We start from the raw sequence: 25154 nt of genomic DNA, 5'->3' as shown, positions 1-25154 counted from the left end.
CTCCTATGTGAATTGCCTACAGCAGTCGGCAGGCGCGGTCAAACGGCAGGCGCGGCAGGCGGCCATACACTTTGCCAGCGTCACCGTAGCCAATGTTGATCAGGAAGTTGGACTTCCAGCCCAGCTCCGCCAGAAATTCGCTGTCCACCTTCGCCTGATCGAACCCGGACATCGGCCCGGTATCCAGCCCCAGCGCCCGGCAGGCGATGATCAGGTAGGCGGCCTGCAAACTGGCGTTGCGAAACGCGGTCTCCTCGGCCAGCGCCGGGCTGGAGGTGAACCAACTGCGCGCGTCGCCATGCGGGAACAGCTCCGGCAGGGCGTCATAGAAGGCCGGATCCCAAGCGACGATGGCCGTCACCGGGGCGCTCTCGGTCTTCTTCACATTACCGCTGGAGAGCGCTGGCAACAGTCGCGCCCGCGCCTCCGGCGTGCGGATGAACAGAATGCGCGCCGGGCTACAGTTGGCCGAGGTGGGGCCAAGAGCCGCCAGCGCGTAGGCCTCCTGCAACAGCGCGTCACTGACCGGCTTCTCCAGCCAGCCATTCTGGCTGCGCGCTTCGGTGAATAGCGTCGCCAGGGCGCTGGGACGTAATGCTTCGCTCATACAGGCTCCGTGCAGTGGCGCTGCAACCACGCCAGCATCAGGGGGTTGAAGGTCTCGGGGTCGGTCACGCTCATCGCATGGCCGCCGTAGGGCATGATGTGTGTCTCGCCGTGCGGCAGCAGCGCCGCCAGCGCATTGGCGCAGGGCCAGGGCACCAGCAGGTCATCGCGGCTGGAGAGCGCCAGCACTGGCAGGTCAAGCTGCGGCAGGCGCGTGCGCAGGTCGCATGCCATCAGCGCCTGCAAGCGCCGCAGCAGGTTCTCACTGCCCTGAAAATGTGCCTCCTGGTGGCGCTGCTCCTCCACCAGCTGCGCCTCATGGCGGGAGAGCCAGTCAGCCGGGTAGAGAAATAGCGGCTGGGCGCGCACATAGGCCGCCACGCCGCTGTTGAGCAGCAGGTCGCGGCGCACCTCAAAGCAGCGGCGGGTCTGGCTGTCCAGCACCGCCCAGCCATTGACCACCAGCACGCTCGCCAGCAGGCCCGGATGGTCGAGCGCCAGTTGCAGCCCAATCAGGCCGCCCAGCGCATGGCCCACCAGATGCGCCTGCCGCACCTCCAGCGTCTCCAGCAGCGTCGCCAGCTCGCTGGCCATCGCCGCCATTGTGTACTCAGCCGGCAGGGTACCGCCGCTGCGGCCGGTACCGGCGTGGTCATAGATCACCACCCGGTAGCGCGCCTCCAGCGCTGCCAACTGCAGCTGCCAGAAGCTGCCACTGCCGCCCAGCCCCGCCGAGAGCACCACGGTGGGTGCGGCCGGGGAGCGGATGCCACGGATCTCATGGAACATGCGAGGCTCCCTCAGCGCACGCCGATGTGGGCGATGGAGGCGATCTCCACCAGCGCGTCTGGCTTCACCAGCCCGCACTGGATGCAGAAGCGGGCCGGTTTGTCACCGGGGAAGAATTCGGCATACACCTCATTGATCGCCGCGTAGTTCGCCCAATCCGTGAGGAAGATGGAGTTGAAGGTGACATCCTCCATGCTGCCGCCGGCGGTCTCAATCACCCCCCGGATGATCTCCAGCACATGCCGGGTCTGCGCTGCCGCATTGCCGACGTGCACCACATTGTTCTCTTTGTCGAACGGCAGGGTGCCGGAGACATAGACCACGCCGTCGGCCAGCGTGCCGGGGACGAAGGGGGCCAGCGGCACGCCGCTGCCCGGTGGGATAATCGCGTGTTTAGGCATTCTCACTCTCCAGTGTGGTGTGTGGGGTAGACTCGCTGGTCACGGCCGCGCAGAAGCTGGCGACATCCGAGACCCAGCCGAAGAAGGTTTCAATATTGAACAGCGCCGCCTGCTGGGCGAAGGCTGGCCCGGCCTGATGGGTGGCATCCTCCAGCACCACGCCGAAATACTCGAGGAAGAAGCCGTCGCGCAGCGTGGACTCGACGCAGACGTTGGTGGCGATGCCGGTAAACACCAGATGGTGGATGCCATAGCTGCGCAGCAGGCTGTCGAGTTGGGTGTTGAAGAAGCCGCTGTAGCGCGGTTTCGGCAGTACGATGTCACCCGGCTGCGGTTGCAGTTCGTCCACCAGTTGGTAATCCCAGTCACCTTTCGCCAGCAGCTTGCCCATCAGCTCCGGCTGCTTGCGCATGGTCTTCAGTGCGTTGGATTTGTGATAGTTGGGCGAGCCGGGGCCACCGGCCTCGACATACTGATCATCCCAGCCGTTCTGGAAGAAGATCACCTTGATGCCAGCGGCGCGCGCGGCGGCAATCGCCCGTTTGATGTTGGCGATCACTGGCCCGGTGGCGGAGACATCAAAGCCCGCCAGATCCAGGTAGCCACCCGGCGAGGCGTAGGCGTTCTGCATATCCACCACAATCAGCGCAGTCTGCTGCGGGCTGAAGGCCAGCGCCTCCGGGCGGGCAGCCAGCGTGACCTCCCCGGCGACACCCGCGCCACGGCGTACCACTGGCACTGTTTCATGTCTGCTCATCATGCCACCTCGCGCTTGTCAGTCAGCAGATTCTGGCGGGTCTGCATCAGCGGTTGGATGCGTTCGCCAAACTGTTCAATACCCTGGATAAAGTCATCAAAGGTCAGCAGCACCCCCTCGGTGCCGGGGACGGTGGCCACCTCATCCAGCATCTTCGCCACGTTGGCATAGGAGCCGACCAGCGTGCCCATGTTGATATTGACCGCGGAGGTCGGGTCAGCCATCTGGCGCACATTGGTGTCCGCGCCGGACTTAGTATCCTTGCCGCTCTGCTCGGTCAGCCAGGCCAGTGCCTCAGTGTCTGCGCCCGCCTTGTAGCGCTCCCACTTGGCGCGCGCCGCTTCGTCGCTCTCATCGGCAATGATCATAAACAGCACGTAGGAGGTGACGTCGCGGCCCGTCTGCTCGGCTGCCTGTTTCATGCGGGCGGCGGTCGGGGCAAAGGCGGTCGGCGTGTTGACGCCCTTGCCGAAGCAGAAGTTGTAGTCGGCGTAGCGGGCAGAGAAGGCCATACCGGCGTCGCTCTGGCCAGCGCAGATCACCTTCATCTCTGTCTGCGGGCGCGGGCTGAGGCGGCAGTCATTCATCTGGAAGAAGTCGCCCTTGAAGTCTGACTTGCCGGTGCCCCACAGGTCGCGCAGCACCTGGACATACTCCGACAGGTAGTCGTAGCGGCGGCTGAAGTACTCATCGCCCGGCCAGATGCCCATCTGCTCATACTCCGGCTTCTGCCAGCCGGTGACCACGTTCAGGCCAAAACGGCCATTGGAGATGGAGTCAATGGTGGAGGCCATGCGCGCCACAATCGCTGGCGGCAAGGTGAGGGTGGCGGCGGTGGCGTAGATCTTGATGCGCGAGGTGACGGCCGCCAGCCCGGCCATCAAGGTGAAGGACTCGAGGTTGTGATCCCAGAACTCGGTTTTGCCGCCAAAGCCGCGCAGCTTGATCATCGACAGGGCGAAATCGAAGTGGTAGTGCTCCGCCTTCTGCACGATCGCCTTGTTCAGTTCAAAGGTCGGCATGTATTGCGGCGCGGCGGTGGAGATCAGCCAGCCATTGTTGCCAATCGGAATAAAGACGCCAATTTTCATCTGCACACCTCATCAGTCAGTCGGGAAGGGCCGCGGCGCGGCGCGATGGATTGACTATTGCAAGGGCAGTGCCACTTTTTTAAACAGGTTTAAAATCAGCGTGTTAAAAATCACGTCAGGAAATTAACGGACTGAGTGGTCTTTTCAGACCAGTTGGTCAAAACAAATTGCACGAAAAACAGGCAGTGCTGGGCCGCTTTGGTGCGTGCTGCTCAACACGCATCCGTCAGGCGTTCGCTGCTGAGGGGCATTAGCCACGTAGGCGCATCCGCCACGGTTTGTTATGCTTGGCTAATAAAGAGCCGCCTACCAATCCCGGGAGGGGATGTGAAACCACCAGCCGCCGAGGACGCCCTGCCGGCATCCGCACCTAAACGCCAGCCAACCCGCCGTTCACGCGCCACGGCCGCCAAGCGCCACGCCATCATGGCTGCCGCGCTGGAGTTCTTCTCCCACTACGGCATCCACGGCACCAGCCTGGAGCAGGTGGCAGAGCGCGCCGATGTCTCCAAAACCAATTTGCTCTACTACTTCCCCTCCAAAGAGGCGCTCTACGTGGCGGTGCTGCGCGAGATCCTCGACATCTGGCTGGCGCCGCTGAAGGCACTGCGCGCCGATCAAGACCCGCTGGCGGCCATCAGTGAATATATCCGGCTGAAGCTGGAGGTATCGCGCGACCACCCGCAGGCGTCGCGGCTCTTCTGTCTGGAGATGATCCAGGGGGCGCCGCTCCTGAAGCAGGAGCTGCAAGGCTCACTGAAAACGTTGGTGGCGGAGAAGTCCGCCATCATTGAGCGCTGGGTGCAGGCGCGGCGCATTGCGCCCATCGCGCCGCTGCAACTGATCTTCATGTTGTGGGCTACCACCCAGCACTACGCCGATTTTTGGGTGCAGGTGGAGGCGATCTCTGGCACCTCCCTTCAGGATGAGCACTTCTTCCGCCAGACGGTGGAGAACGTCCAGCGCATTATCCTTGACGGCATCCGCCTGCGTCCGTGAGCGGATTTTTGGTAATTTTCGCCGGTTATGCATATGGTTAAACCAGCCGCGGCGAAGGCTGACGCCGTTGGGCGAACCTATTACATAGCCAGTTGACCGGCGTTGCGCAGGCCGGCTTACCGACCAGGGAGAGATGATGGACTCTGTTTCGCAGTTAGTGCTGGGGGCGGCCGTCAGTGTGACGGTGATGGGGCGGCGGATGCCGGTGTGGAAGTCGGCGCTGTTGGGCGCGGTGTGTGGCACGCTGCCCGATCTGGATGTCTTTATCAACCACGGCGACCCGGTCAGCAACATGACCATGCACCGCACCGAGAGCCACGCGCTGTTCTACCTGACGCTGGTGTCGCCGCTCCTCTCGTGGCTGGGGGCGCTACTGCTGCGCGAGCGCGGGCAGGTGGTGCGCACCTGGCTGGCAGTGTGGCTGGCGCTGATCACCCACCCGCTACTGGACGCAATGACCGTCTACGGCACCCAGCTTGGCCTGCCGTTCACCGACTACCCCTATGCCGTCGGCAGCATGTTCATTATCGATCCGCTCTACACCTTGCCGCTGCTGGTGGGCACCGGCGTGGCGCTGATCTTGCGCTCGCCGCGTGGGCTGCGCTGGAACCGTATGGGGCTGCTGCTGAGCTGCCTCTATCTGGCATGGAGCGTGTTTGCCCAGTATCAGGCCACGCAGGCGGCGCGTCAGGCCATCGCCCAGCAGTACATCAATGGCCAGCGGCTACTGGTAACGCCGACCAGCCTCAATACGCTGGTGTGGCGGGTGGTCGTGATGACCCCCGGCACCTACGGCGAGGGCTTCTACTCGCTGCTGGATCCAGATCGGCCTTTGGAGTTCACCTTCCACCCGCGCGGTGAGGCACTCTATGCGCGCAACCGCGACAACCCCTATGTGGCGCGCATGGCGTGGTTCACCCACGGCTTTTTCCGGCTGCGGGAGCAGGAGGGGCGATTGTTGCTGAGCGATCTGCGCATGGGGGAGGAGCCTTCCTACACCTTCACCTTTGATCTGGGGCCATTGGATGACACCAGCGGTGAGGCGGCACCGGCGCGGGTGGAGAGCGTGCGCCCGCCGATTGGCGAAAGCCTGCACCGCCTCTGGCAGCGGTTGAAAACAGAATAAAAAAAGCCCCGCTGAGCGGGGCTTTTTTATCAGGCAGCGAGGCGCTGTTTGCGGCGGATAATGCCGTAGGTCACGGCCAGCAGCAGGAACCACAGCGGCGTCACCATCAGCGCCTGCCGGGTGTCCTCCTGCAGCGTCAGCAGCACCAGCACAAAGGCGAAGAACGCCAGGCAGACCCAGCACATCACAATGCCAAACGGCATTTTGTAGCGCGACGCCTGATGCAGCGCCGGACGCTTGCGGCGGTAGACCAGATAGGAGCAGAGAATGATGCTCCAGACAAACATGAACAAAATCGCCGACACCGTGGTGACCAGCGTAAAGACGGTCATCACGTTCGGGATCAGGTAGATCAGCACCACACCGGCCATCAGGCAGATGCAGGAGAAGATCAGGCCGGTAGAGGGCACCGCACGGCTCGACAGGCGGCCAAAGCTTTTCGGCGCGCTGCCCTCTTGTGACAGGCCGAACAGCATCCGGCTGGTGGAGAAGACGCCGCTGTTGGCAGAGGAGGCCGCGGAGGTCAGCACCACAAAGTTGATGATGCTGGCGGCGGCCGGCAGGCCAACCAGCACGAACAGCTCGACGAACGGGCTTTTGTCTGCCACCACCGAGCGCCACGGCGTCACGGACATGATCATCACCAGCGCAAAGACGTAGAACATGATGATGCGCAGCGGGATGGAGTTGATGGCCTTCGGCAGCACGCGTTGCGGGTCTTTGGTCTCGGCAGCGGTGGTGCCCACCAGTTCAATGCCGACAAAGGCGAAGACCGCGATCTGGAAGCCAGCGAAGAAGCCGCTTACCCCTTTCGGGAACATGCCACCATCATTCCAGATGTTGCTGAAGGAGGCCACGCTGCCGGACGGCGACGGGAAGTGCATCATCACCATCGCCACGCCAGCGACAATCAGCGCCACGATCGCCACGATTTTGATCATCGCGAACCAGAACTCCATCTCACCGAACAGCTTGACGGTCGCCAGGTTGAGGCTCAGCAGCAGCAGCACGCAGAGCAGCGAGGCGACCCAATGTGACAGGCCGGGGAACCAGAATTGCGCATAGGAGGAGATGGCGACCACGTCGGCGATGCCGGTGACAATCCAGCAGAACCAGTAGGTCCAACCAGTGAAGTAGCCAGCCCAGGGGCCAAGCAGGTCGGTGGCGAAATCGCTGAAGGATTTGTACTCCAGGTTGGAGAGCAGCAGCTCGCCCATCGCGCGCATCACGAAGAACAGCATAAAGCCGATGATCATATAGACGAAGATGATCGACGGCCCGGCCAGGCTGATGGTTTTGCCTGACCCCATAAACAGGCCGGTGCCGATAGCACCGCCAATGGCAATCAACTGGATATGCCGGTTTGTCAGATTGCGTTTTAGGTTCTCTTCGCCGCGCTCTGGCGCGGCGGCAAGCTCTTTTGTTTGATCAACCATTAATGAGGGTTCCTGTCTGTCTTGGTGGCGGGCTCTAACTGGCCCTTGTTTGTTGTGTTGTGTTTGCCTGCGGCAATCTTCAAGATAATGTAATGCATGTGTTAATTGTTAGTGTCTTATATGCTATTTCCTGCAGCGCAAGCGGGGTCATTTGTATATTTATTTTTACGGTTTGGTGACAGTTGCGGGCATAAAATTCAGAGCGCAAGAGGCTAACAAAATAACTACAGGCAAACAACGTGATTCCTATCACAGGATATAAATCTCGGGCGGCCATGACGCGTTATTTCGCCACTAGGGCAGGGCAACCGTTTGCGATTCTGCGGCGGGGCAAAACAGGCGCAGAATAAAAGGCAGCCTATCGCCCAAGGGGCAGAAAATTCGTTGGATGGGTAAATCCTCTGGTGCGACGGATGGCCATAAGCAGACGATCTGGCCATCCTCTGAATTGTGCTAAGCATTGCCGGATCTGGCATTTCTCCCGGCAACGGAACCCCCTATAGTCGGCTTATCGCTTCTTTTTCAGGATGATGCCATGAACCGACTGTTGCCCGTAGCCGCTGCCCTTGCCCTGACCGCACTTACCCCGGCCCACGCCGCCACGCCGCCTGACACGCTGGTGGTGGCGGTCTCCCTTGACGGCATCATCAGTCTGGATCCGGCCGAGAGTTTTGAGACCATCAGTACCGGCAGTCTGGTCGATACCTATCAGGGGCTGGTCGCCGCTGACCGCCAGGATCCCCGTAAACTGACGCCGCAACTCGCCACCCAATGGCAGCCGGGGGAGGGGGAGCACAGCCTGCTGTTCACCCTCAACCCTCAGGCGCGCTTTGCCAGCGGCAACCCGGTCACGGCGGAGGATGTGATCTACTCGCTGACCCGCGGCGTGAAGCTCAACAAAACCCCCTCCTTTATTCTGGGGGAGTTCGGCTGGACGCCGGAGAACATTGACGCGCAGTTCGTACGCCACGGCGACCATCAGGTGGAGATCCGTTGGGTATCGCCCATCGGGCGCGATCTGGCGCTACGGCTGCTCTCCGCGCCGGTCGCCAATATTGTCGACAGCAAGCTGACGCAGCAGCACGCCACTGAGGGTGACTTCGGCAATGGCTGGTTGCGCACCCACTCCGCCGGCAGCGCCGCCTATCAGGTACGCACCTATATTCCGCACGAGGCGCTGATTCTGGAGCAGAACCCGCAGGCCAACCCGGCACCGAAGCTGAAGCGCGTGCTGCTTAAAAACGTGGCCGATCCCGGCACGCGTCGCCTGCTGCTGACGCAGGGGGACGTTGACGTCGCCTATGATTTGGGCGCGGATCAGTTTGCCGCGCTGGCGCACCAGTCGGGCGTGAAGGTGGCAAGTTTCCCCTCTGGCCTGATCTATTACCTCGGTTTCAACACCCAGAACGCGCAGCAACCGGCGCTCGGCAACCCGGCGCTGTGGCAGGCGGCACGCTGGCTGGTGGATTATGATGCGCTGGCGAACCAGCTATTGAAGGGGCAGTTCCAGGTGCACCAGTCCTTCCTGCCACAGGGTTTTGATGGCGCACTGGAGAACCAGCCTTTCCATTTGGATGTGGCGAAGGCCAAACAGATCCTGTCACAGGGCGGCATCCAGCCCGGCACCCGCTTTACCCTGACCATCGTCAACCAGCCGCCCTACACCGAGGTCGCGCAGGCATTGCAGGCCAGCTTCGCACAGGCTGATATCAACATCGACATCCAGCCCGTGGCAGAGGCCGAGCTGTGGGGCAAGATGCGCAGCCGCGATTTCCAGTCGATCTTTATCTACTGGGGGCCGGACTACATAGACCCGAACACCAATGCCAGCGCCTTTGTCTATAACGTCTCGAATGGCCCGAAAACGCTGGCCTGGCGCGTCGGCTGGCAGATCCCGCAACTGAGTGAGCAGACCCGCAACGCCGCCGCCATCAGCGACGCCAGCCAACGTAACGTGCTCTACACCCAGTTGCAGACGGAAGTTCAGCAAAACTCCCCCTACGTGGTCACGCTTCAGGGCCAGCGGCAGGTAGGCTTGCGCAGCAACATTGAGGGCGCAACCCAGAACCTCGGCAACAGTCTGCTGTTCTTTGACACGGTCAGCAAAGCACAATAAAAACGCACCTATTGCTTAGAAATCAGCAGCAAAAGTGACCGCCGGCCTTTGACATCCCCGGCGGACAGGAGAATAATTCAGCACATCGGGTCGTTAGCTCAGTTGGTAGAGCAGTTGACTCTTAATCAATTGGTCATAGGTTCGAGCCCTATACGACCCACCAAACAGAAAGGACTTGTGCCGGGTTGGCACAAGTCCTTTTTTATTTGATTGCAACAACTGCCAGCATTAAAAAACCCCGCCGTGGCGAGGTTAAGTGGGGCATGACAGCATCAGGGCTTTTTCACGGTGACAGGCTTGGGATTAAGCTGGGTGATGGCCAGATAGAGATCGCTGGCGTCCATCTTCTCTGGCTCCTCAGCGGCATACCAATACTCACGCAAAAAACCTTCGTCATAATCATTAAAGGTGAAGGTCATCAATCTATAGATATGTCCGGCCTCGTCAGCGATGACGCCATCAGGCTCCTCGTTGATAAAACCGGTAAGCGTGGTCAGGTGGAAATGTTTTTCTCGCGTGAATACAACCACATCTTCGCTCATTTTCATCCTCCCTCAGGTTATACGGCAGTTTGGGGTGGGTGCAGCTTTTGACGATGGTGTAAGACAAAAGAGATGCCTTGTCGAAAAAGTATACGCTGGAACAGTGTGGAAAGTGTGCGCTCCGTCACGTCAGGAAACGGAGTTTATCCAGATGATCGCTTTCCCGATAATGATTGCTTTACCGGGCATCCGTACACCACTCATCAGGAGCCACTATGCACCCTCGCGTTACCCTGCCAGCGCTCTTGCTGGCCCTTGGCCTGTTCAGTTTGTCCACCGCGCAGGCCGCCCCTTCGAACGATGAAATTAAACAGCAAATGATTGAGGAGTCCATCGCGGCCTATGATGGGAACTGCCCTTGTCCCTATAACACCATGCGCAATGGTCGCAGTTGCGGGAAACGCAGCGCCTGGAGCCGGCCGGGTGGCGAATCACCGCTCTGTTATAAAAATGATATTAGTGATGAGGAGGCCGCAGCCTGGCGCCAGCAGCACAGTGAATAGGCCGCCTGCAAGATAAAAGCGAACTATGCTTATATCTTGACTAACCCGCGCCTGCGCCGGGTTATGTGCTACTGACTGGAGATTATATGGATAAAAAATTGCAACAGAGCGCAGAAAGGCTGGGAAAAGAGCTGAAAAAGCGGAGTATGCGCGTCACCTTTGCGGAGTCATGTACGGCTGGCCTGGCTGCCATGGCTGTCGCGTCAGCCAAATCCAGCGGCGAGTTCTTCAGCCGCAGCTATATCACCTACACCTACGATGCCAAGCGCGAAGTGCTGGGCGTCAGTAATAGCGCGCTGGAAACCTACACTGCTGTGAGCGAACCGGTGGCGCGTGAAATGGCCGAAGGCGCGCTGCGGGTGTCAGGCGAGGAGGTGGCCGTGGCGATCACAGGCTACGCGGGGCCTGATGGCGGACCAGATGGCACCCCAGCGGGCACGGTCTGGTTCGGCTGGGCCTTCGCCGACGGGCTGACCATCGCGGAGGTCGAGCACTTTCCCGGTGAGTGTGAGGAGGTCATGCTGGCGGCGGCAGATTATGCTCTGACCCGCCTGACCACATTGGTGCAGCAAAAACCTGCCTGAGAGACAGAGGCCCGCTGGCAAGGCGGGCCTGATTGCCCCTGAATTGATGAGATTTTCCCACCTTTTGCCCTCTATTATAAAACCGCCAGACTTCACTGCGCCGGTCGCTTAATGCTGCTCATCTGGCCTATTATCGGCTGACCATCTCCTCCCGTATAAAAAAGAGGGCAGGTGTCGATATCAACTTTTTATCAGCTGGGAAATTGTCCTGCTTTCCGGCAGAGTAATAATAGACAGCGCCACACTCCTATTGAAGGGAAAAGAGTAGGCAGGCTAATTACGTGCTCGTCATAAAACCCAGGATAATTGTAGTCATCAATCTCAAAAAACCGAATTATTTTTTAAATTTATTTATATCAACAACTTGCTAAAGAGTTATGTATGGGTGGGTCGGTCAAAGAGTTCACTCCGGCTAATGCCATTAAATGCGTGACACAATGGAGTGCAGGGTGAGCGAAATAAATCATGAAAAAGAGGGTGGCGCAGACGATTTTTATTTTGCTTAGAGAGCTGCGTCGCGCTTTGGAGGGGAGGCCAAAGTTACAATGGATAAACGTTAGCCTTCATCACTAATTTAAATAATATCAATGAGTTATTTGGTGATATTTCGTGTTTTCGCCCTGGCGGTTATCGCTCGTATGAATGCTACCGTTTAAAAAAGCTTATCTATCGAGGAGGCAAGCTATGACACGTGAGCAATTCAAACAGGCCGCTGGGCTGACTGACGCCTTGGCAGATCGCTGGTATGAACCCTTCATGCAGACCTGCCATGAATTCATGATCGATACCCTGACGCGCCAGGCCTGCTTCCTGGCGCAGATTGGGACGGAATCAGGCGGTTTTACCCAGCTGATCGAGTCCTTCAACTACAGCGTCAAAGGGTTGGTCATTTTTGGCCCACGCCTGACCGCTGAGCAGCGGGCGACCCTTGGGCGTAAACCCGGTGAACCATCACTGCCCCAAGAGCGGCAGCGAGCCATCGCTAATCTGGTCTACGGCGGCCGGCTGGGCAACAGCCACCCAGATGATGGCTGGACTTACCGTGGCCGTGGGTTAAAACAGATCACCTTCAAAGCGAACTATCAGGCGTGTGGCAAGGCGCTGGGGTTGGATCTGTTGGCCAATCCCGATCTCCTGCTACTGGAGAGCAATGCGGCTCGCTCGGCGGGGTGGTTCTGGCAGGAGCATCATTTGAGCAAATTTGCCGATCGTGGTGATTTTACCGGGATGACCAAGGCGATCAATGGTGGCCTGAATGGGCTGGAGGATCGGCTGGCGCGTTTGCAGGTCGCGCGCAAGGCGCTGGGACTGGCCTAAAGGGGAGGGGCCGGGCGGTGACGCCCGGCCTGAGGACTACTGGCGGTACGCCTGCTTGATCTGAGCCAGCGTGGTGCGGAAGGTCTCCGCCTGCTGCTCGTCCTCAATCTGGGTAATGAACTTCTCCAGATTCAGAACCACTTTGCCGGCATCTGCCTGGCCCAGGGCCTTCAGCATCATGGTCAGCGTGGCTTTCAGGCAGGCAACTTCGGTAGCCAGCGTCTCAACATTCGGGGCGGTGGCAAATTCATTAAGGCTCATTCTCATCTCCTGGCGATGAACAGCGCGCTGACATGCGCGACAGGCGGCATGGCAACGCAAAATAGCGAGGCGGGGGAGTATACCACAGTCACATCCACCTTCACTCCCCTCTGCGGTAGCGAAAAAGCATGAATGGCGCGGGGAAGCGACAAGACTGGCAGTAGCATATGCCAAAATCTGCTCATTCTGGCGGGAAGGGTTATAAACAGGGTTTTATGTTACGGCTTATTAAAAAAGAATCATTATTAATGGCATGTTCAAGGCAACTTAAGGATAAGAAGATGTTGCTTATTTAGCATAAAGTCGGCACAAAAATAAAAAAGCAGATTTACTGTAAACTTGATGTAAAAATGTTCTGACAAAGTTTGCATATTTTAGAATTTGTGCTTTAATTCAAGAAGTTACTGCGCACTTTTTGCGCGCCAAGACCGCTAGCAATTTTTTACAGTGTTTGTTGGTCAAATATAGAGGCATGCAGTAAAATGAGCGGGTCAAATAGCGGCTCTCCTTTTCGTTACGAATAATAACAACGTTCGCCGGAAGCTGCCGTTCTTTGCCACTTTTGGTTAGTTCAACAGATGTGAAATCGTGCCAGGCGCCGCGTATCCCGCCCCGTCTGGCGTTTGTTACGCTGGCCTGTTCATCTCTGGCTCAGACATCGTCATTCTCGCGCAGTGAACAAAAGCTGACGGCGTTACTCCCTTTTTTTGGAGAATTCTCTTTGATTAGCGTTCTTCTTGTTGATGACCACGAATTGGTGCGCGCAGGGATACGACGCATTCTTGAAGATATTAAAGGTATCAAAGTCTCAGGTGAGGCGCAGTGCGGTGAAGATGCCGTCAAATGGTGCCGTAGCAACGACGTTGATATCGTGCTGATGGATATGAACATGCCGGGTATCGGCGGGTTGGAGGCCACACGCAAGATCGTGCGCTTCTCGCCCCATATCAAAGTCATCATGCTGACCATCTATACAGAAAATCCGCTGCCCGCCAAGGTGATGCAGGCAGGTGCCGCTGGCTACCTGAGCAAGGGTGCCGCGCCGCAGGAGGTGATCAATGCCATCCGTCTGGTCTATTCCGGCCAGCGTTATATCGCCTCCGACATTGCCCAGCAGATGGCGCTCAGCCAGTTGGAGCCGCAGGCGGAGACGCCTTTTGGCTGCCTTTCTGAGCGTGAGCTGCAAATCATGCTTATGATTACCAAGGGCCAGAAAGTCAATGAGATCTCGGAACAACTCAATCTCAGCCCGAAAACCGTGAACAGCTACCGCTACCGGATGTTCAGCAAGTTAAATATCAGCGGTGACGTTGAGCTGACCCACTTGGCTATTCGTCACGGCTTATTCAATACTGAGAGCCTGACCAGCAGTGAGTGATCGTTTTGATTCCCAAGCCTTCCTGAAGACAGTGACCAGCCAGCCCGGGGTGTATCGCATGTATGATGCCACCGGGACGGTAATTTACGTAGGTAAAGCCAAAGATCTGAAGAAGCGGCTTTCAAGCTACTTCCGCACCAACGTAGGCAGCCGCAAGACGGAAAATCTGGTCAAAAACATCCAGCAGATTGACGTGACCGTCACCCACACGGAGACGGAGGCGCTGCTGCTGGAGCACAACTACATCAAGTTGTACCAGCCGCGCTACAACGTGTTGCTGCGCGATGATAAGTCCTACCCGCTGATTTTCCTCAGCGCTGACGAGCACCCGCGTCTTTCAATTCACCGGGGTGCCAAACATGCGAAGGGCGAATATTTCGGCCCTTTCCCTAACTCCTATGCGGTGCGTGAAACGCTGGCGCTGTTGCAGAAACTGTTCCCGATCCGCCAGTGTGAGAACAGCGTCTACCGCAACCGCTCGCGCCCCTGCCTGCAGTACCAGATTGGGCGCTGTCTCGGGCCGTGCGTGTCCGGGCTGGTGAGCGAAGAGGAGTATAAACAGCAGGTCGATTATGTGCGGCTGTTCCTGGCCGGCAAAGACCAGCAGGTGCTGACCCAGCTGATTGAGCGCATGGAGCGCGCCAGCCAGGGGCTGAATTTCGAGGAGGCCGCGCGCATCCGCGATCAGATCCAGGCGGTGCGCCGGGTGACCGAACGCCAGTTTGTCTCGGGCGACAGCGATGATCTGGATGTGATAGGCGTCTCCTATGATGCCGGGTTGGCCTGTATGCATGTGCTGTTTATCCGTCAGGGCAAGGTGCTTGGCAGCCGCAGCTACTTCCCGAAAGTGCCAGGCGGCACGGAGCTGGCGGAGGTGGTGCAGACCTTTATCGGTCAGTTCTACCTTCAGGGCAGCGAGGGGCGTACCCTGCCGGGCGAGATCCTGCTGGACTTCGCCTTGCCGGAAAAAGATCTGCTGGCCGGCTCGTTGAGCGAGATGGCCGGGCGCAAGATTGCCATCCAGACCAAGCCACGCGGCGATCGGGCACGCTATCTGAAGCTGGCGCGCACCAATGCCACCACGGCGCTGGCGACCAAGCTTTCGCAGCAATCTACCATCCATCAACGGCTGGCGGAGCTGACCAGCGTGCTGGGGCTGGCGGAGATCAACCGCATGGAGTGTTTTGACATCAGCCACACGATGGGGGAGCAGACCGTTGCCTCCTGCGTGGTGTTTGATGGCAACGGCCCGGTACGCTCAGAGTATCGCCGCTACAACATTACCGGCATCACCCCGGGCGATGACTATGCCGCCATGGCGCAGGTATTGCGCCGGCGTTACGGCAAGCCGCTGGAGGAGAACAAAATCCCGGACGTTATCTTTATTGATGGCGGCAAGGGGCAGCTGGGGATGGCGATGGATGTCTTTGCCGAGCTGGACGTGCCGTGGGACAAGAGCCGTCCTAAGCTGATTGGCATCGCCAAGGGCACTGACCGCAAGGCTGGGCTGGAGACGCTGTTCTTCAAGCCAGAGGGGGAGGGCAAGGCCCTGCCATCAGATTCACCGGCACTCCACGTGATCCAGCATATCCGTGATGATGCCCATAACCACGCCATTACCGGTCACCGGCAGAAACGGGCGAAGGTGCGCAATACCAGCGCGCTGGAAACCATTGAGGGCATCGGGCCAAAGCGTCGCCAGGTATTGTTAAAATACATGGGCGGTCTGCAACCCCTGCTCAATGCCAGCATCGAGGAAATTGCAAAAGTGCCGGGTATTTCACATGCATTGGCAGAAAAAATCTACAATGCGTTGAAACACTAAGGGCAATGTAGCAACATACTCACAATAATCACTTTTGCCAGATAGTTACTGAGCGCTATGCAATTTAATATACCGACTTGCCTCACGCTGTTTCGCGTGGTTTTGATACCTTTTTTTGTGCTGGCGTTCTACCTTCCCTTTATCTGGGCGCCGATGGCCTGTGCCGTAATCTTTGTCATTGCCGCCATCACCGACTGGTTTGACGGCTTCCTGGCGCGGCGCTGGAAGCAGACCACTCGCTTCGGCGCCTTCCTTGATCCGGTGGCGGACAAGGTAATGGTGGCGATAGCGCTGGTGCTGGTAGCGGAGTACTTCCACTCCTGGTGGATAACGTTGCCGGCGGCGACCATGATTGCGCGCGAGATAATCATCTCTGCACTGCGGGAGTGGATGGCGGAAGTGGGCAAGCGCAGCAGCGTGGCGGTCTCCTGGATTGGCAAGGTGAAGACCACGGCGCAGATGCTGTCGCTGGTGGCGCTGCTATGGCGGCCCGATCCGGCCCTGGAGTTTGTTGGGGTGATTGCGTTGTACATCGCGGCGGTGCTGACTTTCTGGTCGATGTTCCAGTATCTGTATGCGGCGCGCAAAGATCTGCTTGAACCGTGATCGATGTGATTTAAAAACCGGCAAACGAACATTTTGCGCTGATAATTGTATTGACTCATCGGCGCAGGTAAGTAGAATGCATCGCATCAGACGGCAGCACGAAACGCCGAAAGATAATGAAATCAGCAAGTTCTGATGTTTGCGGGAATAGCTCAGTTGGTAGAGCACGACCTTGCCAAGGTCGGGGTCGCGAGTTCGAGTCTCGTTTCCCGCTCCAAATTAAATAAGTTGGTTGATTGACGAGTGATGTCAACGAGCTTAGCCTGAAAGACGGCAAACCTGTTACGGCGCGTTAACAAAGCGGTTATGTAGCGGATTGCAAATCCGCCTAGTCCGGTTCGACTCCGGAACGCGCCTCCACTTTTCCCGATGCCCGGGTGGTGAAATCGGTAGACACAAGGGATTTAAAATCCCTCGGCTTATGGCTGTGCGGGTTCAAGTCCCGCCCCGGGTACCACGGAAAAGCAATAAAAAAGCAATAAGCAATGTCGTGAACCGCCGAGAGGCGGTTTTTTTGTTTTTGTCCCTGCTTGCCAAAATAATCTACTGCTTGATCAACTCGTTAAACCATAACCCACGCCGATACTTGCCTCTGGTAGCCATTCCCTTCGTATTATCCCGCGCCATAGCCACCGATGTGAATATTTTGTAACCTCGATGCTTCTTTCTATCAGGAGCGGCACCATGCACCACCATCTCCCCTCTGAAGTCATTACCCTGCATCGTTTTACCCCGGCCGATCGGCAGGGCGTGATTGACGTTATCCTACCGATTCAAAATCAGGAGTTTGGTATTGCCATCACGGCAGAGCAACAACCCGATTTAAGCGAGATTCCCGCCTTTTATCAGCAGGGATACGGTGATTTCTGGCTGGCCAAGCGCGGAGAAGAGGTGGTAGGCACGTTGGGGCTGAAAGACATTGGTAACGGGCAGGCAGCGCTGCGGAAAATGTTCGTTAAAAAGACGGTGCGGGGACAGGAATATGGCGTTGCAGCCCGGCTCCTTGAGGTTTTGTTACAACATACTTATGATGCGGGTGTGAAGGAGATCTATTTGGGCACCACGGCAAAATTTTTGGCGGCGCATCGTTTCTATGAGAAACATGGTTTTCAGGAGATTGAAGTGGCTGCGCTGCCAGCGGCATTTCCCCTGATGGCAGTGGATAGCAAGTTTTATCTGCGAAAGGTCAAAGGGCCGGTGTGAAAGACGTCAGTTGGCATCCTTCTGTTGGCACGCGTCAGCGTGTGAAAGAGATGAAGAGTTGCAGGGAAGGGCAGAGGTAAATGGCGTCACATAAAGCCCGCTCCTGCTGGCGGACGTAACGCTGACGACTATTCGAGAGTAAATGAAGCATTGAGTTAAAAGCGGCGTCACATAAAGCTCGCTCCTGCTGGCGGACGTAACGCTGACGACTATTCGAGAGTAAATGAAGCGTTGAGTCAAAAGCGGCGTCACATAAAGCTCGTTCCTGCTGGCGAACGTAACGCTGACGAGTATTCGGGAGGAAATGAAGCATTACGTTAAAAATGGCGTCATATAAAGCTCGCTCTTGATGGCGAGCATCTGGAAATCAAAAGCGTTACGTCAAAAGCGGCGTCACATAAAGCTCAATCCTGATAACGAGATCAATAAAACGTTAAGACACCACGCTGCGTTGGCTGGCTCCTATTGGCAGGAATAGGTACAAGCCGCGTTCACTCTCTCTCCTTCCAGTTACCCCACTGGGCATTCTCAATCAATGGCCGTAGCGCCTGATCAAATACCCGCAGCTGGGCGGGCGACAGATTGGCCAGCGTCTTCTCCGCCATAATCTGCCGGGCCACACCGCGGGCGCTGGCAAGGTTGGTGCCGCTCTGGCCCGCCGCCTCCTCAATCAGCTCCGGCAGGTTATGGTAAATATGGGACAGGGCTTTCACATTTAACATGGCGGCGCTCCAGAGGGGGACATCCTTTAACTATAGTGCGCGCCGTAAGTGGCTGCCTATCGGCCGCTGGGCTTTGTCTGATTTTGCTGAGTAATAGGTAGGTTTCGCTTGAATGTCATGTTTATCGACTAGTCTTACAGCACGGAAAGCCCTTTTCCCCTTTGGGTCACATGGCAAAGCCGGGCTTTCACTTCTGAATACGATCACTGATGCAGCCTCCAGAACCGTCAGCCGCCTGGCTTCTGCCAGTATGCGGTCGCTGTCGGTTATTACACTTTTTATATGGAGTTCCCGTTATGCAGACGATTGACAAAATTACGGTTAAAGATGGCACGCAAATCTATTTTAAGGATTGGGGTGAAGGGCAACCCATTGTGTTCAGCCACGGTTGGCCGCTGACCGCCGATGCCTGGGAGGATCAGATGCTGTTCCTCGCCTCGCAGGGCTACCGGGTTATCGCCCATGACCGCCGTGGCCACGGGCGCTCGTCGCAGCCTTGGGATGGCCACAATATGGATCAGTATGCCGATGATCTGGCCGAGCTGACCGCTATGCTGGATCTGCAGGATGCCATCCACGTCGGCCACTCCACCGGTGGCGGCGAAGTGGCGCGCTATATTGGCCGTCACGGCACCAGCCGGGTGGCGAAAGCGGTGCTGATCTCCGCTGTCACGCCCATTATGCTGAAGACCGATTTCAACCCGAACGGCGTGCCAAAAGAGGTATTCGATGGCATCCGTGAGAACGTGCAGCAAGACCGTTCGCAATTTTTCCACGACTTGCCTGCGGCCTTCTATGGCTACAACCGCCCGGATGTGCGCGCCTCGCAAGGCGTGGTAAATGCCTTCTGGTTACAGGGCATGGCCGGTTCCATCAAGGCGCTCTATGACTGTGTGGAAGCCTTCTCGGAGACCGATTTGCGTGAAGATTTGCGGAAGATGACCATCCCGACGCTGGTGATCCACGGCGATGACGACCAGATTGTGCCATTCGAAAGTTGTGGCAAGCAGGCGGCAGAGATGCTGCCCAATGCACAGCTAAAAGTCTATCCGGGCGGCTCGCATGGCATCTGCACCACCCACAAAGACCAAATCAATCAGGATCTGCTCGAGTTTATCCGCGCCTGAGTCCCTAAGCCGGCGCACTGCGCCGGCCTGCTACACCAGTGGATCGCTGATCGGCTCCAGTAGCGCCGGTTCATCATGGTGAACATTGCCCACCGCTTTGCCCACCGGGTGCCAGTCAAACTCCTCCGCCGCGACCGCCCCTTCTGCCACCAGCTTTTCTGCCTCTTCCGCACTGTAGTCGGGATCAAGCCAATCGCGGGCGGCCGCCGGGGTCAGCACCAACGGGCGGCGATCGTGAATATCAAGCAACCCGGCATCGGATGCCGCCGTGACAATCACAAAGCCATCATCGTCTGGTGACTCTGACGCGTCAGGATGGAAACGGCTGATGGCAGCGAAAAACAGCGGCGTTTTGCTCCGGTGATAGATGAAGTAGGGCTGCTTCTTCTTGGCGTCTTCGGCATCTTTTTTCCACTCAAACCAGCCATCGGCCATCACCAGCGCGCGCCCATGCTGCCACAGCGGCTTAAACATCCGGCTGGTAGCGGCGGTTTCAACCCGGGCATTGATCACCGGGGGGCGATGCGCCTCCTTGGCCCAGTGCGGCTGGTAACCCCAGCGCAGTGGATCGAGGTGCAGCTCGCCGTCACGCTGGTTGAGCAGCAGCACGCGGGTACCGGGTGCCACGTTATAGCGGCCAATCGGCACCGGGTCGAGCGCGCCGTTGAAGGGGAGATCCGAGCCAAGTGCATCGAGATAGTCGGCCCGGGTCTGGTGTTGTGAAAAGCGTCCGCACATAGTTCCTCCTGGGTTTCCCCTAAGTATAGAGGGGCGGACGCCGGGCGCTTAGTCCGCCTGCGGCTGGTGGGGCGTGGGCAGCAAGAGTTGGTAGAAGGCCAGATCGAGCCAGCGGTCAAACTTGTAGCCCGCCTGCTTGACGGTGCCACAGTGCTGGAAGCCCAGTGACTCATGCAGCGCGATGCTACCGAGGTTGCCGCTGTCAATGCCGCCGACCAGCGTGTGCACCTGATTGGCCTGCGCCTCTTCAATCAGGCGTGCCAGCAGTTGGCGGCCAAGGCCGCGGCCACGGTGATCCTTATGCACATAGAGCGAGTGCTCCATCGAATACTTGAAGGCTGGCCAGGCGCGGAAGGTGCCGTAGCTGGCAAAGCCGAGCAGCGTGCCATCCTCATCCTCCAGCCCAATCACCGGGAAGCCATTGTCCCGTTTTACGGCAAACCAGCCGGCCATCGCCGAGAGCGGGCGCGGATGGTAATCATATAGGGCCGTTGAGGTCGCAATTGCGTCGTTGAAAATTGCCAGAATCGCCTCTGCATGTCGTTCTTCACTACAGGCCACCCACTTCATATTGCTCGCTCCCGCTGTCATGTCTACTATAGTGGAAATTATTCCACTAAGCTAAACAACAGGGACAGCCATGTCAATTGACGAGATCATCGCCGACCAATTACAGGGACGGCGACGCGCCAAAGGCTGGAGCCTTGAGGAGCTGGCGCAGCAGGCGGGGGTCAGTAAGGCGACCATCTCCAAGATCGAACGACGCGAGAGCAGCCCGAGTGCGGCCATCCTCGGCCGATTGGCGGCGGCACTCGGTGTGTCACTGGCGGAACTGGTGACGGCCACGGAGCCACAAGCCGCGCCCCTGCGCCGGTTGGCCGATCAGGCCGTGTGGCGCGACCCCAATCTGGGCTACCTGCGGCGGCAGGTGAGTGAAAAAGATCCACTGCATGGGTTGGAACTGGTGGAGATCACCCTGCCGGCTGGCGCGCGCGTCAACTACCCGCCGTGGCATGATGCCCCCTATCATCAGCGGCTCTGGCTGTGCGAAGGCCGCCTGCACCTGCACTATGGCGCGCAGCGCTACCAGCTGGAAGCAGGGGACTGCCTGACATTCGGCGTGGATGCGCCACTCAGTTTCATCAACCCGGCGCAGCAGCCCTGCCGTTATCTGCTGGTGATGACGGCAGGTTAGCGGATCAGAAGAGGGAAAACAGCAGCACGACCGGGAAACTCAACGGCCAGGTCAGGCCAATGATGCCGGAGGTAAACAGGCGGATCCTGAATGAGGAGTCGCGGCTGACAAACAGGGTGAAAAGGGCGGAGAGGGCAAAGCCGACGTAGAAAATGGTTTTTAACGCTTCCCAGGCGGTATGAGCAGACACATCTGTTACCTGTAATTTACACAATGTCATTATTGTATTAAATGTGCTCTTTTCGTTCAATTGTTTGATCGGCTTAATAGACAACGGCAAAAAAATTTCATCGACAGGGGCAAAAAACGGGCATAAAAAAGCCCGGCCAGGCCGGGCTTCTCAGCAAGAGGGCAGGATCAGTGACGACCGCCCAGCAGCTTGGCCAGAACGAAGCCAACACCTGCAGCCACTAACAGCGCCGGAACCGGGTTGTCAGAGGTCTTACTTTTGATGGTGTCTACCGCATCGTTGACGGCATAAGAGGCCTGAGAGAGGTTCTTACGCACTGCCCCTTCAAATTGGGTTTTGCTGTCATCAGTCGCACGACCAAATTGTTCCTGACCTGCGCCTACGGCTTCTTCTGCTTTATCTTTGGCTTTCTCAAACATACGCAAACTCCATTTGTTGGTGAACGTACTTAAAGCGTAGACCAGAAAATGGGGTTTGGCGGCGTTATTAACATGCAGTAACAATGGTTTTCACTCTCTGGCGCTAAAAAACCGCGGTTTTTAGCCGAAAAAGGCGCGCCATGACAGGGTTTATGGCCGGTTATCCCGGTATGCCGCTGGGTTAGCAACTTGTTACATTGTGCTGCCGGAATCCTTACAGCCAAACCCTGTAGTATCGTTTCCAGCGAATGAATCGCCAGAACAGCCTACATAGAGGTCATAATGAAAATGATGAAATCAGTGATGCTGGGATCACTGTTGGTATTGAGCAGCGCCGCGATGGCCGCGCCGGCACACCAGGATCAGCCGGTGAAAAAGGTGGCGCATGTCGCCCCGCATCCGGCCGCGAAACATGCCGCGCCGAAGCCCGTGCTGCACAAGGCCGCGCACCACCCGGTCAAAAAACCGGTGAAGAAGGCCAAGCCGGTGGCCCACCACCCGCAGGCGCCGCGTTAATCCGCATCCAGAAAAAAGCCCACCGATTGGTGGGCTTTTTTTATCGTCAGGCTTTGCGCTTCTGCCCGGTCGACAGCGGCCGGGTGGCAGGCTCTGTCTGGTAACGCTCGCGGAAGAAGTGCTCTATCTGCTCCAGGCTGCGCCCCCGCGTCTCCGGGATGCAGCGGATCACAAAGAGGGAACCGGCAATGCCAATCACCGCAAAGGTGAAGTAGGCCCCGGCCAGCCCGACGCTGGCCAGCAGCATGGGGAAGGAGAGGGAGATCAGGAAGTTGGCGATCCACATGGCGAACACCGCAGCCCCCATACAGATGCCGCGCAGGCGGGTCGGGAAGATCTCGGACAGCAGCAGCCAGGTCACTGGCGAGAGCGCCCCCTGCTGGAAGCTGAGGAACATCAGCATCCCGGCCAGCACCAGATAGCTGCGCAGCAGGTTAGGCGCGCCCGCCACCGTCTCTGGCATCAGCACACAGACCGCCCCGAGGAAGAACAGGCAGCTGGTGCAGCCAATCTGCCCAATCAGCACAATCGGCCGACGGCCAATCTTGCCCAGCAGCCAGATGCCGACAAAGGTCATCAGCACGGAGATCACCCCATTGGCGATGGTGGCGAACAGCGCGGCATCGGCGCTCAGGCCGGTAGCCGTCAGCACCGTCGGCGCATAATACATAATGGTGTTCACACCGGTCAGTTGCTGGATCACCGCGATGCCGATGCCCAGCAGGAACAGCCGCATCAGCCACGGGGTCGCCAAATCACGCACCCGCCCCTTGCCGAGATGACGGTTCTCCTCAATCGTCTCCTCAATCTCGGTCATCTCCCACTCGACATCCTCCTTGGCGCGGGTACGCTCCAGCACCCGGCGCGCCTCGGCGAAACGCCCCTTCATCGCGTACCAGCGTGGGGAGTCGGGCATGAACATCATGCCGAACCACAGCAGCACCGCGGGCACCGTTGCCAGCGCCAGCATCCAACGCCAGGTGGTGGCACCGCCCCAGATCTCATTAAAGGTGGCGTTGGAGATGTAGGCCAGCATCTGGCCGGAGACGATCATCAGCTCCTGCAACGTGACGAGCTGGCCACGCCGGTTGGCCGGGGCGATCTCAGCGATATAGACCGGCACGGTCGCCGCCGCGCCGCCCACCGCCACGCCGAGCACCAGGCGGAAGACAACCATCCAGGTGACATCTGGCGCCAGGGCAGTGCCTACCGCGCCAATGGCAAAAATGACCGCCAAAAACAGGATGATTCTTTTCCGCCCGGCGGCGTCGGCCATGTGGCCAGCCAACAGCGCGCCAAAGGCGGCACCGAACAGCAGGGAGCTGGTGACCAGCCCGGTAGTAAAGGGGGTGAGATGCAGTTCTTCGCCCATAAACAGCAGGGCACCCGAAATGACGCCAGTATCATAGCCAAACAGCAGACCGCCCAGCGTTGAGATAATGACAATCACTTTGACGAACGGCTCAGTCTTGGTGCGGCTGTTGGGGCCGGATGCGGGGTTGGTTGTTATGTAGTTTTCCATGGTGACTCCAGTAGTGGTACAGACTCTGAAGGTAGGGGCTGACAGAGATCATCGTGGTACAAAAAAATAACATCCTATTTATAGACTTTTAATTTTATTTACATGAAGAGTGAAAAATTGATTTTGTGGGTGGGGTCATAAAAAGAGGCATAAAATGCGATTTTGAGGGCTTTTCATCAAAGTAATGGTTTTCCTGCGACGCAATTGCCGATTCCAGACAAATCAATTTGGAACGTATGTTCTGACTTTAAAGGTGTTGCGGATGAAAAATCCCGCGCTGCCCGTCAGGCTGAGGGCGGATCAAAGGGGTAAGCGCGTTGGATGCGACGGCAGGGGTTTCATCAGGGGGAGGTTAACAGGTAACGGCGGCTAATCATTTGCGCTCAGGAGCGACGGTTCTCCTGGGTCACTTCGATCAAATCACTCACCGCATGCATTGAGATACCGCTATTGCCCCAGTCAACCATCGCCCAGGGTTTGTCCTGCCGTGAGAGCAGGGAAATGACGCGGCCAATGATATTGCCCGTTTTATGTTTGACCAGAGAGTGGACGCCAATGCTCATTGTCTCTCCTTTTTTCAAAGGCTGTTGCCATGCCAGCATGTTGTGAACGGCTGATAATCTAACATTAGCCCAAATCAACATTGCCCGGCACTAAAATTATCTCATCACCTCCCTCTCAGGCTGGGCAGGGTAAAAAGCGCTTTACAACAGAGAATGATAATGGTTATCATTCAAATGTCTTCCGGACGGCGGCTCTGCCGGCACGGAAGACCGACATTGCTCACATTGCTTCCAGTATGTTGCGCCAGCTTAACCCGCTGGCGCTTTTTTTATGCCTTGGGCAAGCGCCACAGCATATAGCGCCCTCAATGTACCAAAGGGAAACGGCGCAGCAGGCGGGTGCGTAATGGGCGCCGCCGCTTTTTGATCAGGGGGTGGAGGGTGTAATGCTGGAACAGGGTGCGTGGCTTACGTCGCTTCTGGTCGTCCTGATATTTTGTGAAAGAGAACCCCGACACCGCCGCCAATACCAATACAGAAGCCATTTCTTGAAACATAGTGCTTTTTCAGTAAGTTTAGGAGTATTCCTAATGCTGACAAATTCCCTCATTGCCAAACAGTGTCCGTCAGGTAATGATTGCGACAGGAAATGTAAGTGGTTGTTTATGTTTGGCTATTTCCG

Annotated in this window: 29 protein-coding genes and 4 tRNA genes; 17 read left to right on the top strand and 16 right to left on the bottom strand. The window is 57.7% G+C overall.

The genetic code is table 11. The annotated features are described in order from the left end of the window. Positions 1–16: 16 nt before the first annotated feature. The 5 genes from C1N62_RS10605 to rutA are packed head-to-tail and all read right to left on the bottom strand — an operon-like array spanning position 17 to position 3644. Positions 17–607: a malonic semialdehyde reductase gene (locus tag C1N62_RS10605; protein ID WP_137763598.1), complete on the bottom strand. Its 591-nt coding sequence runs from the start codon at positions 605–607 to the stop codon at positions 17–19. Continuing rightward, positions 604–1395 carry a pyrimidine utilization protein D gene (gene rutD, locus C1N62_RS10600; protein WP_137763597.1) on the bottom strand — a complete coding sequence of 264 codons (792 nt, stop codon included), beginning with the start codon at positions 1393–1395 and terminating at the stop codon, positions 604–606. Before rutD ends, C1N62_RS10605 begins: the two co-directional genes overlap by 4 nt. An 11-nt stretch (positions 1396–1406) precedes the next feature. Continuing rightward, a complete protein-coding gene (gene rutC, locus C1N62_RS10595) occupies positions 1407–1796 on the bottom strand; it encodes a pyrimidine utilization protein C (RefSeq protein WP_137763596.1) in 390 nt (129 codons plus the stop codon). After that, positions 1789–2553: a pyrimidine utilization protein B gene (gene rutB / locus C1N62_RS10590; protein ID WP_137764985.1), complete on the bottom strand. Its 765-nt coding sequence runs from the start codon at positions 2551–2553 to the stop codon at positions 1789–1791. The genes rutC and rutB overlap by 8 nt, the downstream gene beginning before the upstream one ends. Next, entirely contained in the window at positions 2553–3644 is a 1092-nt protein-coding gene (gene rutA / locus C1N62_RS10585; RefSeq protein WP_137763595.1) for a pyrimidine utilization protein A, read from the bottom strand. Before rutA ends, rutB begins: the two co-directional genes overlap by 1 nt. 327 nt (positions 3645–3971) lie before the next feature. Between rutA and rutR the strand changes: the two genes are divergently transcribed. Together rutR and C1N62_RS10575 are read left to right on the top strand one after the other, a co-directional pair. Continuing rightward, positions 3972–4643, top strand: a complete 672-nt coding sequence (gene rutR / locus C1N62_RS10580; RefSeq protein ID WP_137763594.1) for an HTH-type transcriptional regulator RutR — start codon at positions 3972–3974, stop codon at positions 4641–4643. Between the two features lie 136 nt (positions 4644–4779). After that, positions 4780–5769: a metal-dependent hydrolase gene (locus tag C1N62_RS10575; protein WP_137764984.1), complete on the top strand. Its 990-nt coding sequence runs from the start codon at positions 4780–4782 to the stop codon at positions 5767–5769. A 29-nt stretch (positions 5770–5798) separates the two neighbouring features. On the opposite strand, the gene cycA is transcribed toward C1N62_RS10575, so the two are convergent. Beyond that, positions 5799–7205, bottom strand: a complete 1407-nt coding sequence (gene cycA / locus C1N62_RS10570) for a D-serine/D-alanine/glycine transporter (RefSeq protein ID WP_137763593.1) — start codon at positions 7203–7205, stop codon at positions 5799–5801. Positions 7206–7740: 535 nt separating this feature from the next. Between cycA and C1N62_RS10565 the strand changes: the two genes are divergently transcribed. Continuing rightward, a complete protein-coding gene (locus C1N62_RS10565) occupies positions 7741–9321 on the top strand; it encodes an ABC transporter substrate-binding protein (protein ID WP_137763592.1) in 1581 nt (526 codons plus the stop codon). An 87-nt stretch (positions 9322–9408) separates the two neighbouring features. Then, positions 9409–9484: transfer RNA gene (locus tag C1N62_RS10560), tRNA-Lys, on the top strand. A 109-nt stretch (positions 9485–9593) separates the two neighbouring features. Here the strand turns inward: C1N62_RS10560 and C1N62_RS10555 are convergent. After that, the gene (locus tag C1N62_RS10555; protein WP_137763591.1) at positions 9594–9863 is read right to left on the bottom strand and encodes a hypothetical protein; all 270 of its coding nucleotides are present in this window, start codon (positions 9861–9863) and stop codon (positions 9594–9596) included. Between the two features lie 215 nt (positions 9864–10078). Between C1N62_RS10555 and C1N62_RS10550 the strand changes: the two genes are divergently transcribed. The 3 genes from C1N62_RS10550 to C1N62_RS10540 all read left to right on the top strand — a co-directional run bounded on the left by C1N62_RS10550 (position 10079) and on the right by C1N62_RS10540 (position 12267). After that, the gene (locus tag C1N62_RS10550) at positions 10079–10366 is read left to right on the top strand and encodes a hypothetical protein (protein ID WP_137763590.1); all 288 of its coding nucleotides are present in this window, start codon (positions 10079–10081) and stop codon (positions 10364–10366) included. An 86-nt stretch (positions 10367–10452) separates the two neighbouring features. Next, positions 10453–10950, top strand: a complete 498-nt coding sequence (locus C1N62_RS10545; RefSeq protein WP_137763589.1) for a CinA family protein — start codon at positions 10453–10455, stop codon at positions 10948–10950. Between the two features lie 684 nt (positions 10951–11634). After that, a complete protein-coding gene (locus tag C1N62_RS10540; RefSeq protein ID WP_137763588.1) occupies positions 11635–12267 on the top strand; it encodes a glycoside hydrolase family 19 protein in 633 nt (210 codons plus the stop codon). A 36-nt stretch (positions 12268–12303) separates the two neighbouring features. Here the strand turns inward: C1N62_RS10540 and C1N62_RS10535 are convergent, their stop codons facing one another. Next, entirely contained in the window at positions 12304–12528 is a 225-nt protein-coding gene (locus C1N62_RS10535; RefSeq protein WP_137763587.1) for a DUF2594 family protein, read from the bottom strand. A gap of 721 nt (positions 12529–13249) precedes the next feature. Between C1N62_RS10535 and uvrY the strand changes: the two genes are divergently transcribed. The 7 genes from uvrY (at position 13250) to C1N62_RS10500 (ending at position 17540) form a co-directional block, all read left to right on the top strand. Then, complete coding sequence (uvrY, locus tag C1N62_RS10530) at positions 13250–13906, top strand: UvrY/SirA/GacA family response regulator transcription factor (protein ID WP_137764983.1); 657 nt, start codon at positions 13250–13252, stop codon at positions 13904–13906. After that, positions 13899–15731 (top strand): excinuclease ABC subunit UvrC, encoded by a 1833-nt coding sequence (gene uvrC, locus C1N62_RS10525; protein WP_137763586.1) that lies wholly within the window; start codon positions 13899–13901, stop codon positions 15729–15731. Before uvrY ends, uvrC begins: the two co-directional genes overlap by 8 nt. A gap of 57 nt (positions 15732–15788) precedes the next feature. Continuing rightward, entirely contained in the window at positions 15789–16337 is a 549-nt protein-coding gene (gene pgsA, locus C1N62_RS10520) for a CDP-diacylglycerol--glycerol-3-phosphate 3-phosphatidyltransferase (RefSeq protein WP_137763585.1), read from the top strand. A gap of 141 nt (positions 16338–16478) precedes the next feature. Next, a tRNA-Gly gene (locus C1N62_RS10515) sits at positions 16479–16554 on the top strand. 69 nt (positions 16555–16623) lie between these two features. Continuing rightward, a tRNA-Cys gene (locus C1N62_RS10510) sits at positions 16624–16697 on the top strand. Positions 16698–16708: 11 nt separating this feature from the next. Continuing rightward, positions 16709–16794 (top strand) — tRNA-Leu (locus tag C1N62_RS10505). Between the two features lie 227 nt (positions 16795–17021). Further along, positions 17022–17540 carry a GNAT family N-acetyltransferase gene (locus C1N62_RS10500; protein ID WP_137763584.1) on the top strand — a complete coding sequence of 173 codons (519 nt, stop codon included), beginning with the start codon at positions 17022–17024 and terminating at the stop codon, positions 17538–17540. Between the two features lie 491 nt (positions 17541–18031). On the opposite strand, the gene C1N62_RS10495 is transcribed toward C1N62_RS10500, so the two are convergent. Next, complete coding sequence (locus C1N62_RS10495) at positions 18032–18262, bottom strand: hypothetical protein (protein WP_137763583.1); 231 nt, start codon at positions 18260–18262, stop codon at positions 18032–18034. 296 nt (positions 18263–18558) lie between these two features. Here C1N62_RS10495 and C1N62_RS10490 point away from each other — a divergent pair, with 296 nt between their 5' ends. Then, complete coding sequence (locus C1N62_RS10490) at positions 18559–19389, top strand: alpha/beta fold hydrolase (protein ID WP_137763582.1); 831 nt, start codon at positions 18559–18561, stop codon at positions 19387–19389. A 30-nt stretch (positions 19390–19419) separates the two neighbouring features. On the opposite strand, the gene C1N62_RS10485 is transcribed toward C1N62_RS10490, so the two are convergent. Continuing rightward, on the bottom strand, positions 19420–20127 hold the full coding sequence (locus C1N62_RS10485) for an SOS response-associated peptidase family protein (RefSeq protein WP_137763581.1): 708 nt from the start codon (positions 20125–20127) through the stop codon (positions 19420–19422). Positions 20128–20175: 48 nt separating this feature from the next. Further along, the gene (locus C1N62_RS10480; RefSeq protein ID WP_137763580.1) at positions 20176–20697 is read right to left on the bottom strand and encodes a GNAT family N-acetyltransferase; all 522 of its coding nucleotides are present in this window, start codon (positions 20695–20697) and stop codon (positions 20176–20178) included. A gap of 70 nt (positions 20698–20767) precedes the next feature. Between C1N62_RS10480 and C1N62_RS10475 the strand changes: the two genes are divergently transcribed. Continuing rightward, complete coding sequence (locus C1N62_RS10475; protein ID WP_137763579.1) at positions 20768–21322, top strand: XRE family transcriptional regulator; 555 nt, start codon at positions 20768–20770, stop codon at positions 21320–21322. Positions 21323–21326: 4 nt separating this feature from the next. On the opposite strand, the gene C1N62_RS10470 is transcribed toward C1N62_RS10475, so the two are convergent. Both C1N62_RS10470 and C1N62_RS10465 read right to left on the bottom strand, forming a co-directional pair. Beyond that, complete coding sequence (locus C1N62_RS10470) at positions 21327–21512, bottom strand: GhoT/OrtT family toxin (RefSeq protein ID WP_240775689.1); 186 nt, start codon at positions 21510–21512, stop codon at positions 21327–21329. A gap of 167 nt (positions 21513–21679) precedes the next feature. Continuing rightward, positions 21680–21931 (bottom strand): CsbD family protein, encoded by a 252-nt coding sequence (locus tag C1N62_RS10465; RefSeq protein WP_240775688.1) that lies wholly within the window; start codon positions 21929–21931, stop codon positions 21680–21682. Positions 21932–22213: 282 nt separating this feature from the next. Between C1N62_RS10465 and C1N62_RS10460 the strand changes: the two genes are divergently transcribed. Beyond that, positions 22214–22447, top strand: coding sequence for a hypothetical protein (locus C1N62_RS10460; RefSeq protein ID WP_137763578.1), 234 nt, complete (start codon positions 22214–22216; stop codon positions 22445–22447). Between the two features lie 46 nt (positions 22448–22493). Here the strand turns inward: C1N62_RS10460 and C1N62_RS10455 are convergent, their stop codons facing one another. The 3 genes from C1N62_RS10455 to C1N62_RS10445 form a co-directional block, all read right to left on the bottom strand. Then, positions 22494–23969 (bottom strand): sugar porter family MFS transporter, encoded by a 1476-nt coding sequence (locus tag C1N62_RS10455; protein ID WP_137763577.1) that lies wholly within the window; start codon positions 23967–23969, stop codon positions 22494–22496. Between the two features lie 383 nt (positions 23970–24352). After that, entirely contained in the window at positions 24353–24532 is a 180-nt protein-coding gene (locus C1N62_RS10450) for a hypothetical protein (protein ID WP_137763576.1), read from the bottom strand. A gap of 305 nt (positions 24533–24837) precedes the next feature. Further along, on the bottom strand, positions 24838–25029 hold the full coding sequence (locus tag C1N62_RS10445; RefSeq protein WP_137763575.1) for a hypothetical protein: 192 nt from the start codon (positions 25027–25029) through the stop codon (positions 24838–24840). Positions 25030–25154: the final 125 nt, after the last annotated feature.

The organism is Nissabacter sp. SGAir0207, assembly GCF_005491205.1.
In the GTDB taxonomy this organism is placed as follows: Bacteria; Pseudomonadota; Gammaproteobacteria; order Enterobacterales; family Enterobacteriaceae; genus Chimaeribacter.
This window is presented reverse-complemented; position numbering and strand designations above follow the sequence as displayed.

What these genes read in the sequence shown, in the direction of transcription:
- C1N62_RS10605 (WP_137763598.1), bottom strand. Translation starts at nt 607, where the DNA reads ATGAGCGAAGCATTACGTCCCAGCGCCCTGGCGACGCTATTCACCGAA.
- C1N62_RS10480 (WP_137763580.1), bottom strand. Translation starts at nt 20,697, where the DNA reads ATGAAGTGGGTGGCCTGTAGTGAAGAACGACATGCAGAGGCGATTCTG.
- C1N62_RS10545 (WP_137763589.1), top strand. Translation starts at nt 10,453, where the DNA reads ATGGATAAAAAATTGCAACAGAGCGCAGAAAGGCTGGGAAAAGAGCTG.
- C1N62_RS10485 (WP_137763581.1), bottom strand. Translation starts at nt 20,127, where the DNA reads ATGTGCGGACGCTTTTCACAACACCAGACCCGGGCCGACTATCTCGAT.
- C1N62_RS10575 (WP_137764984.1), top strand. Translation starts at nt 4,780, where the DNA reads ATGGACTCTGTTTCGCAGTTAGTGCTGGGGGCGGCCGTCAGTGTGACG.
- C1N62_RS10565 (WP_137763592.1), top strand. Translation starts at nt 7,741, where the DNA reads ATGAACCGACTGTTGCCCGTAGCCGCTGCCCTTGCCCTGACCGCACTT.
- C1N62_RS10535 (WP_137763587.1), bottom strand. Translation starts at nt 12,528, where the DNA reads ATGAGCCTTAATGAATTTGCCACCGCCCCGAATGTTGAGACGCTGGCT.
- C1N62_RS10540 (WP_137763588.1), top strand. Translation starts at nt 11,635, where the DNA reads ATGACACGTGAGCAATTCAAACAGGCCGCTGGGCTGACTGACGCCTTG.
- C1N62_RS10475 (WP_137763579.1), top strand. Translation starts at nt 20,768, where the DNA reads ATGTCAATTGACGAGATCATCGCCGACCAATTACAGGGACGGCGACGC.
- rutC (WP_137763596.1), bottom strand. Translation starts at nt 1,796, where the DNA reads ATGCCTAAACACGCGATTATCCCACCGGGCAGCGGCGTGCCGCTGGCC.
- cycA (WP_137763593.1), bottom strand. Translation starts at nt 7,205, where the DNA reads ATGGTTGATCAAACAAAAGAGCTTGCCGCCGCGCCAGAGCGCGGCGAA.
- rutA (WP_137763595.1), bottom strand. Translation starts at nt 3,644, where the DNA reads ATGAAAATTGGCGTCTTTATTCCGATTGGCAACAATGGCTGGCTGATC.
- C1N62_RS10495 (WP_137763583.1), bottom strand. Translation starts at nt 18,262, where the DNA reads ATGTTAAATGTGAAAGCCCTGTCCCATATTTACCATAACCTGCCGGAG.
- C1N62_RS10450 (WP_137763576.1), bottom strand. Translation starts at nt 24,532, where the DNA reads ATGAGCATTGGCGTCCACTCTCTGGTCAAACATAAAACGGGCAATATC.
- C1N62_RS10465 (WP_240775688.1), bottom strand. Translation starts at nt 21,931, where the DNA reads ATGTTTGAGAAAGCCAAAGATAAAGCAGAAGAAGCCGTAGGCGCAGGT.
- C1N62_RS10455 (WP_137763577.1), bottom strand. Translation starts at nt 23,969, where the DNA reads ATGGAAAACTACATAACAACCAACCCCGCATCCGGCCCCAACAGCCGC.
- C1N62_RS10445 (WP_137763575.1), bottom strand. Translation starts at nt 25,029, where the DNA reads ATGTTTCAAGAAATGGCTTCTGTATTGGTATTGGCGGCGGTGTCGGGG.
- C1N62_RS10555 (WP_137763591.1), bottom strand. Translation starts at nt 9,863, where the DNA reads ATGAGCGAAGATGTGGTTGTATTCACGCGAGAAAAACATTTCCACCTG.
- rutD (WP_137763597.1), bottom strand. Translation starts at nt 1,395, where the DNA reads ATGTTCCATGAGATCCGTGGCATCCGCTCCCCGGCCGCACCCACCGTG.
- rutB (WP_137764985.1), bottom strand. Translation starts at nt 2,553, where the DNA reads ATGAGCAGACATGAAACAGTGCCAGTGGTACGCCGTGGCGCGGGTGTC.
- C1N62_RS10460 (WP_137763578.1), top strand. Translation starts at nt 22,214, where the DNA reads ATGAAAATGATGAAATCAGTGATGCTGGGATCACTGTTGGTATTGAGC.
- pgsA (WP_137763585.1), top strand. Translation starts at nt 15,789, where the DNA reads ATGCAATTTAATATACCGACTTGCCTCACGCTGTTTCGCGTGGTTTTG.
- C1N62_RS10490 (WP_137763582.1), top strand. Translation starts at nt 18,559, where the DNA reads ATGCAGACGATTGACAAAATTACGGTTAAAGATGGCACGCAAATCTAT.
- C1N62_RS10550 (WP_137763590.1), top strand. Translation starts at nt 10,079, where the DNA reads ATGCACCCTCGCGTTACCCTGCCAGCGCTCTTGCTGGCCCTTGGCCTG.
- C1N62_RS10500 (WP_137763584.1), top strand. Translation starts at nt 17,022, where the DNA reads ATGCACCACCATCTCCCCTCTGAAGTCATTACCCTGCATCGTTTTACC.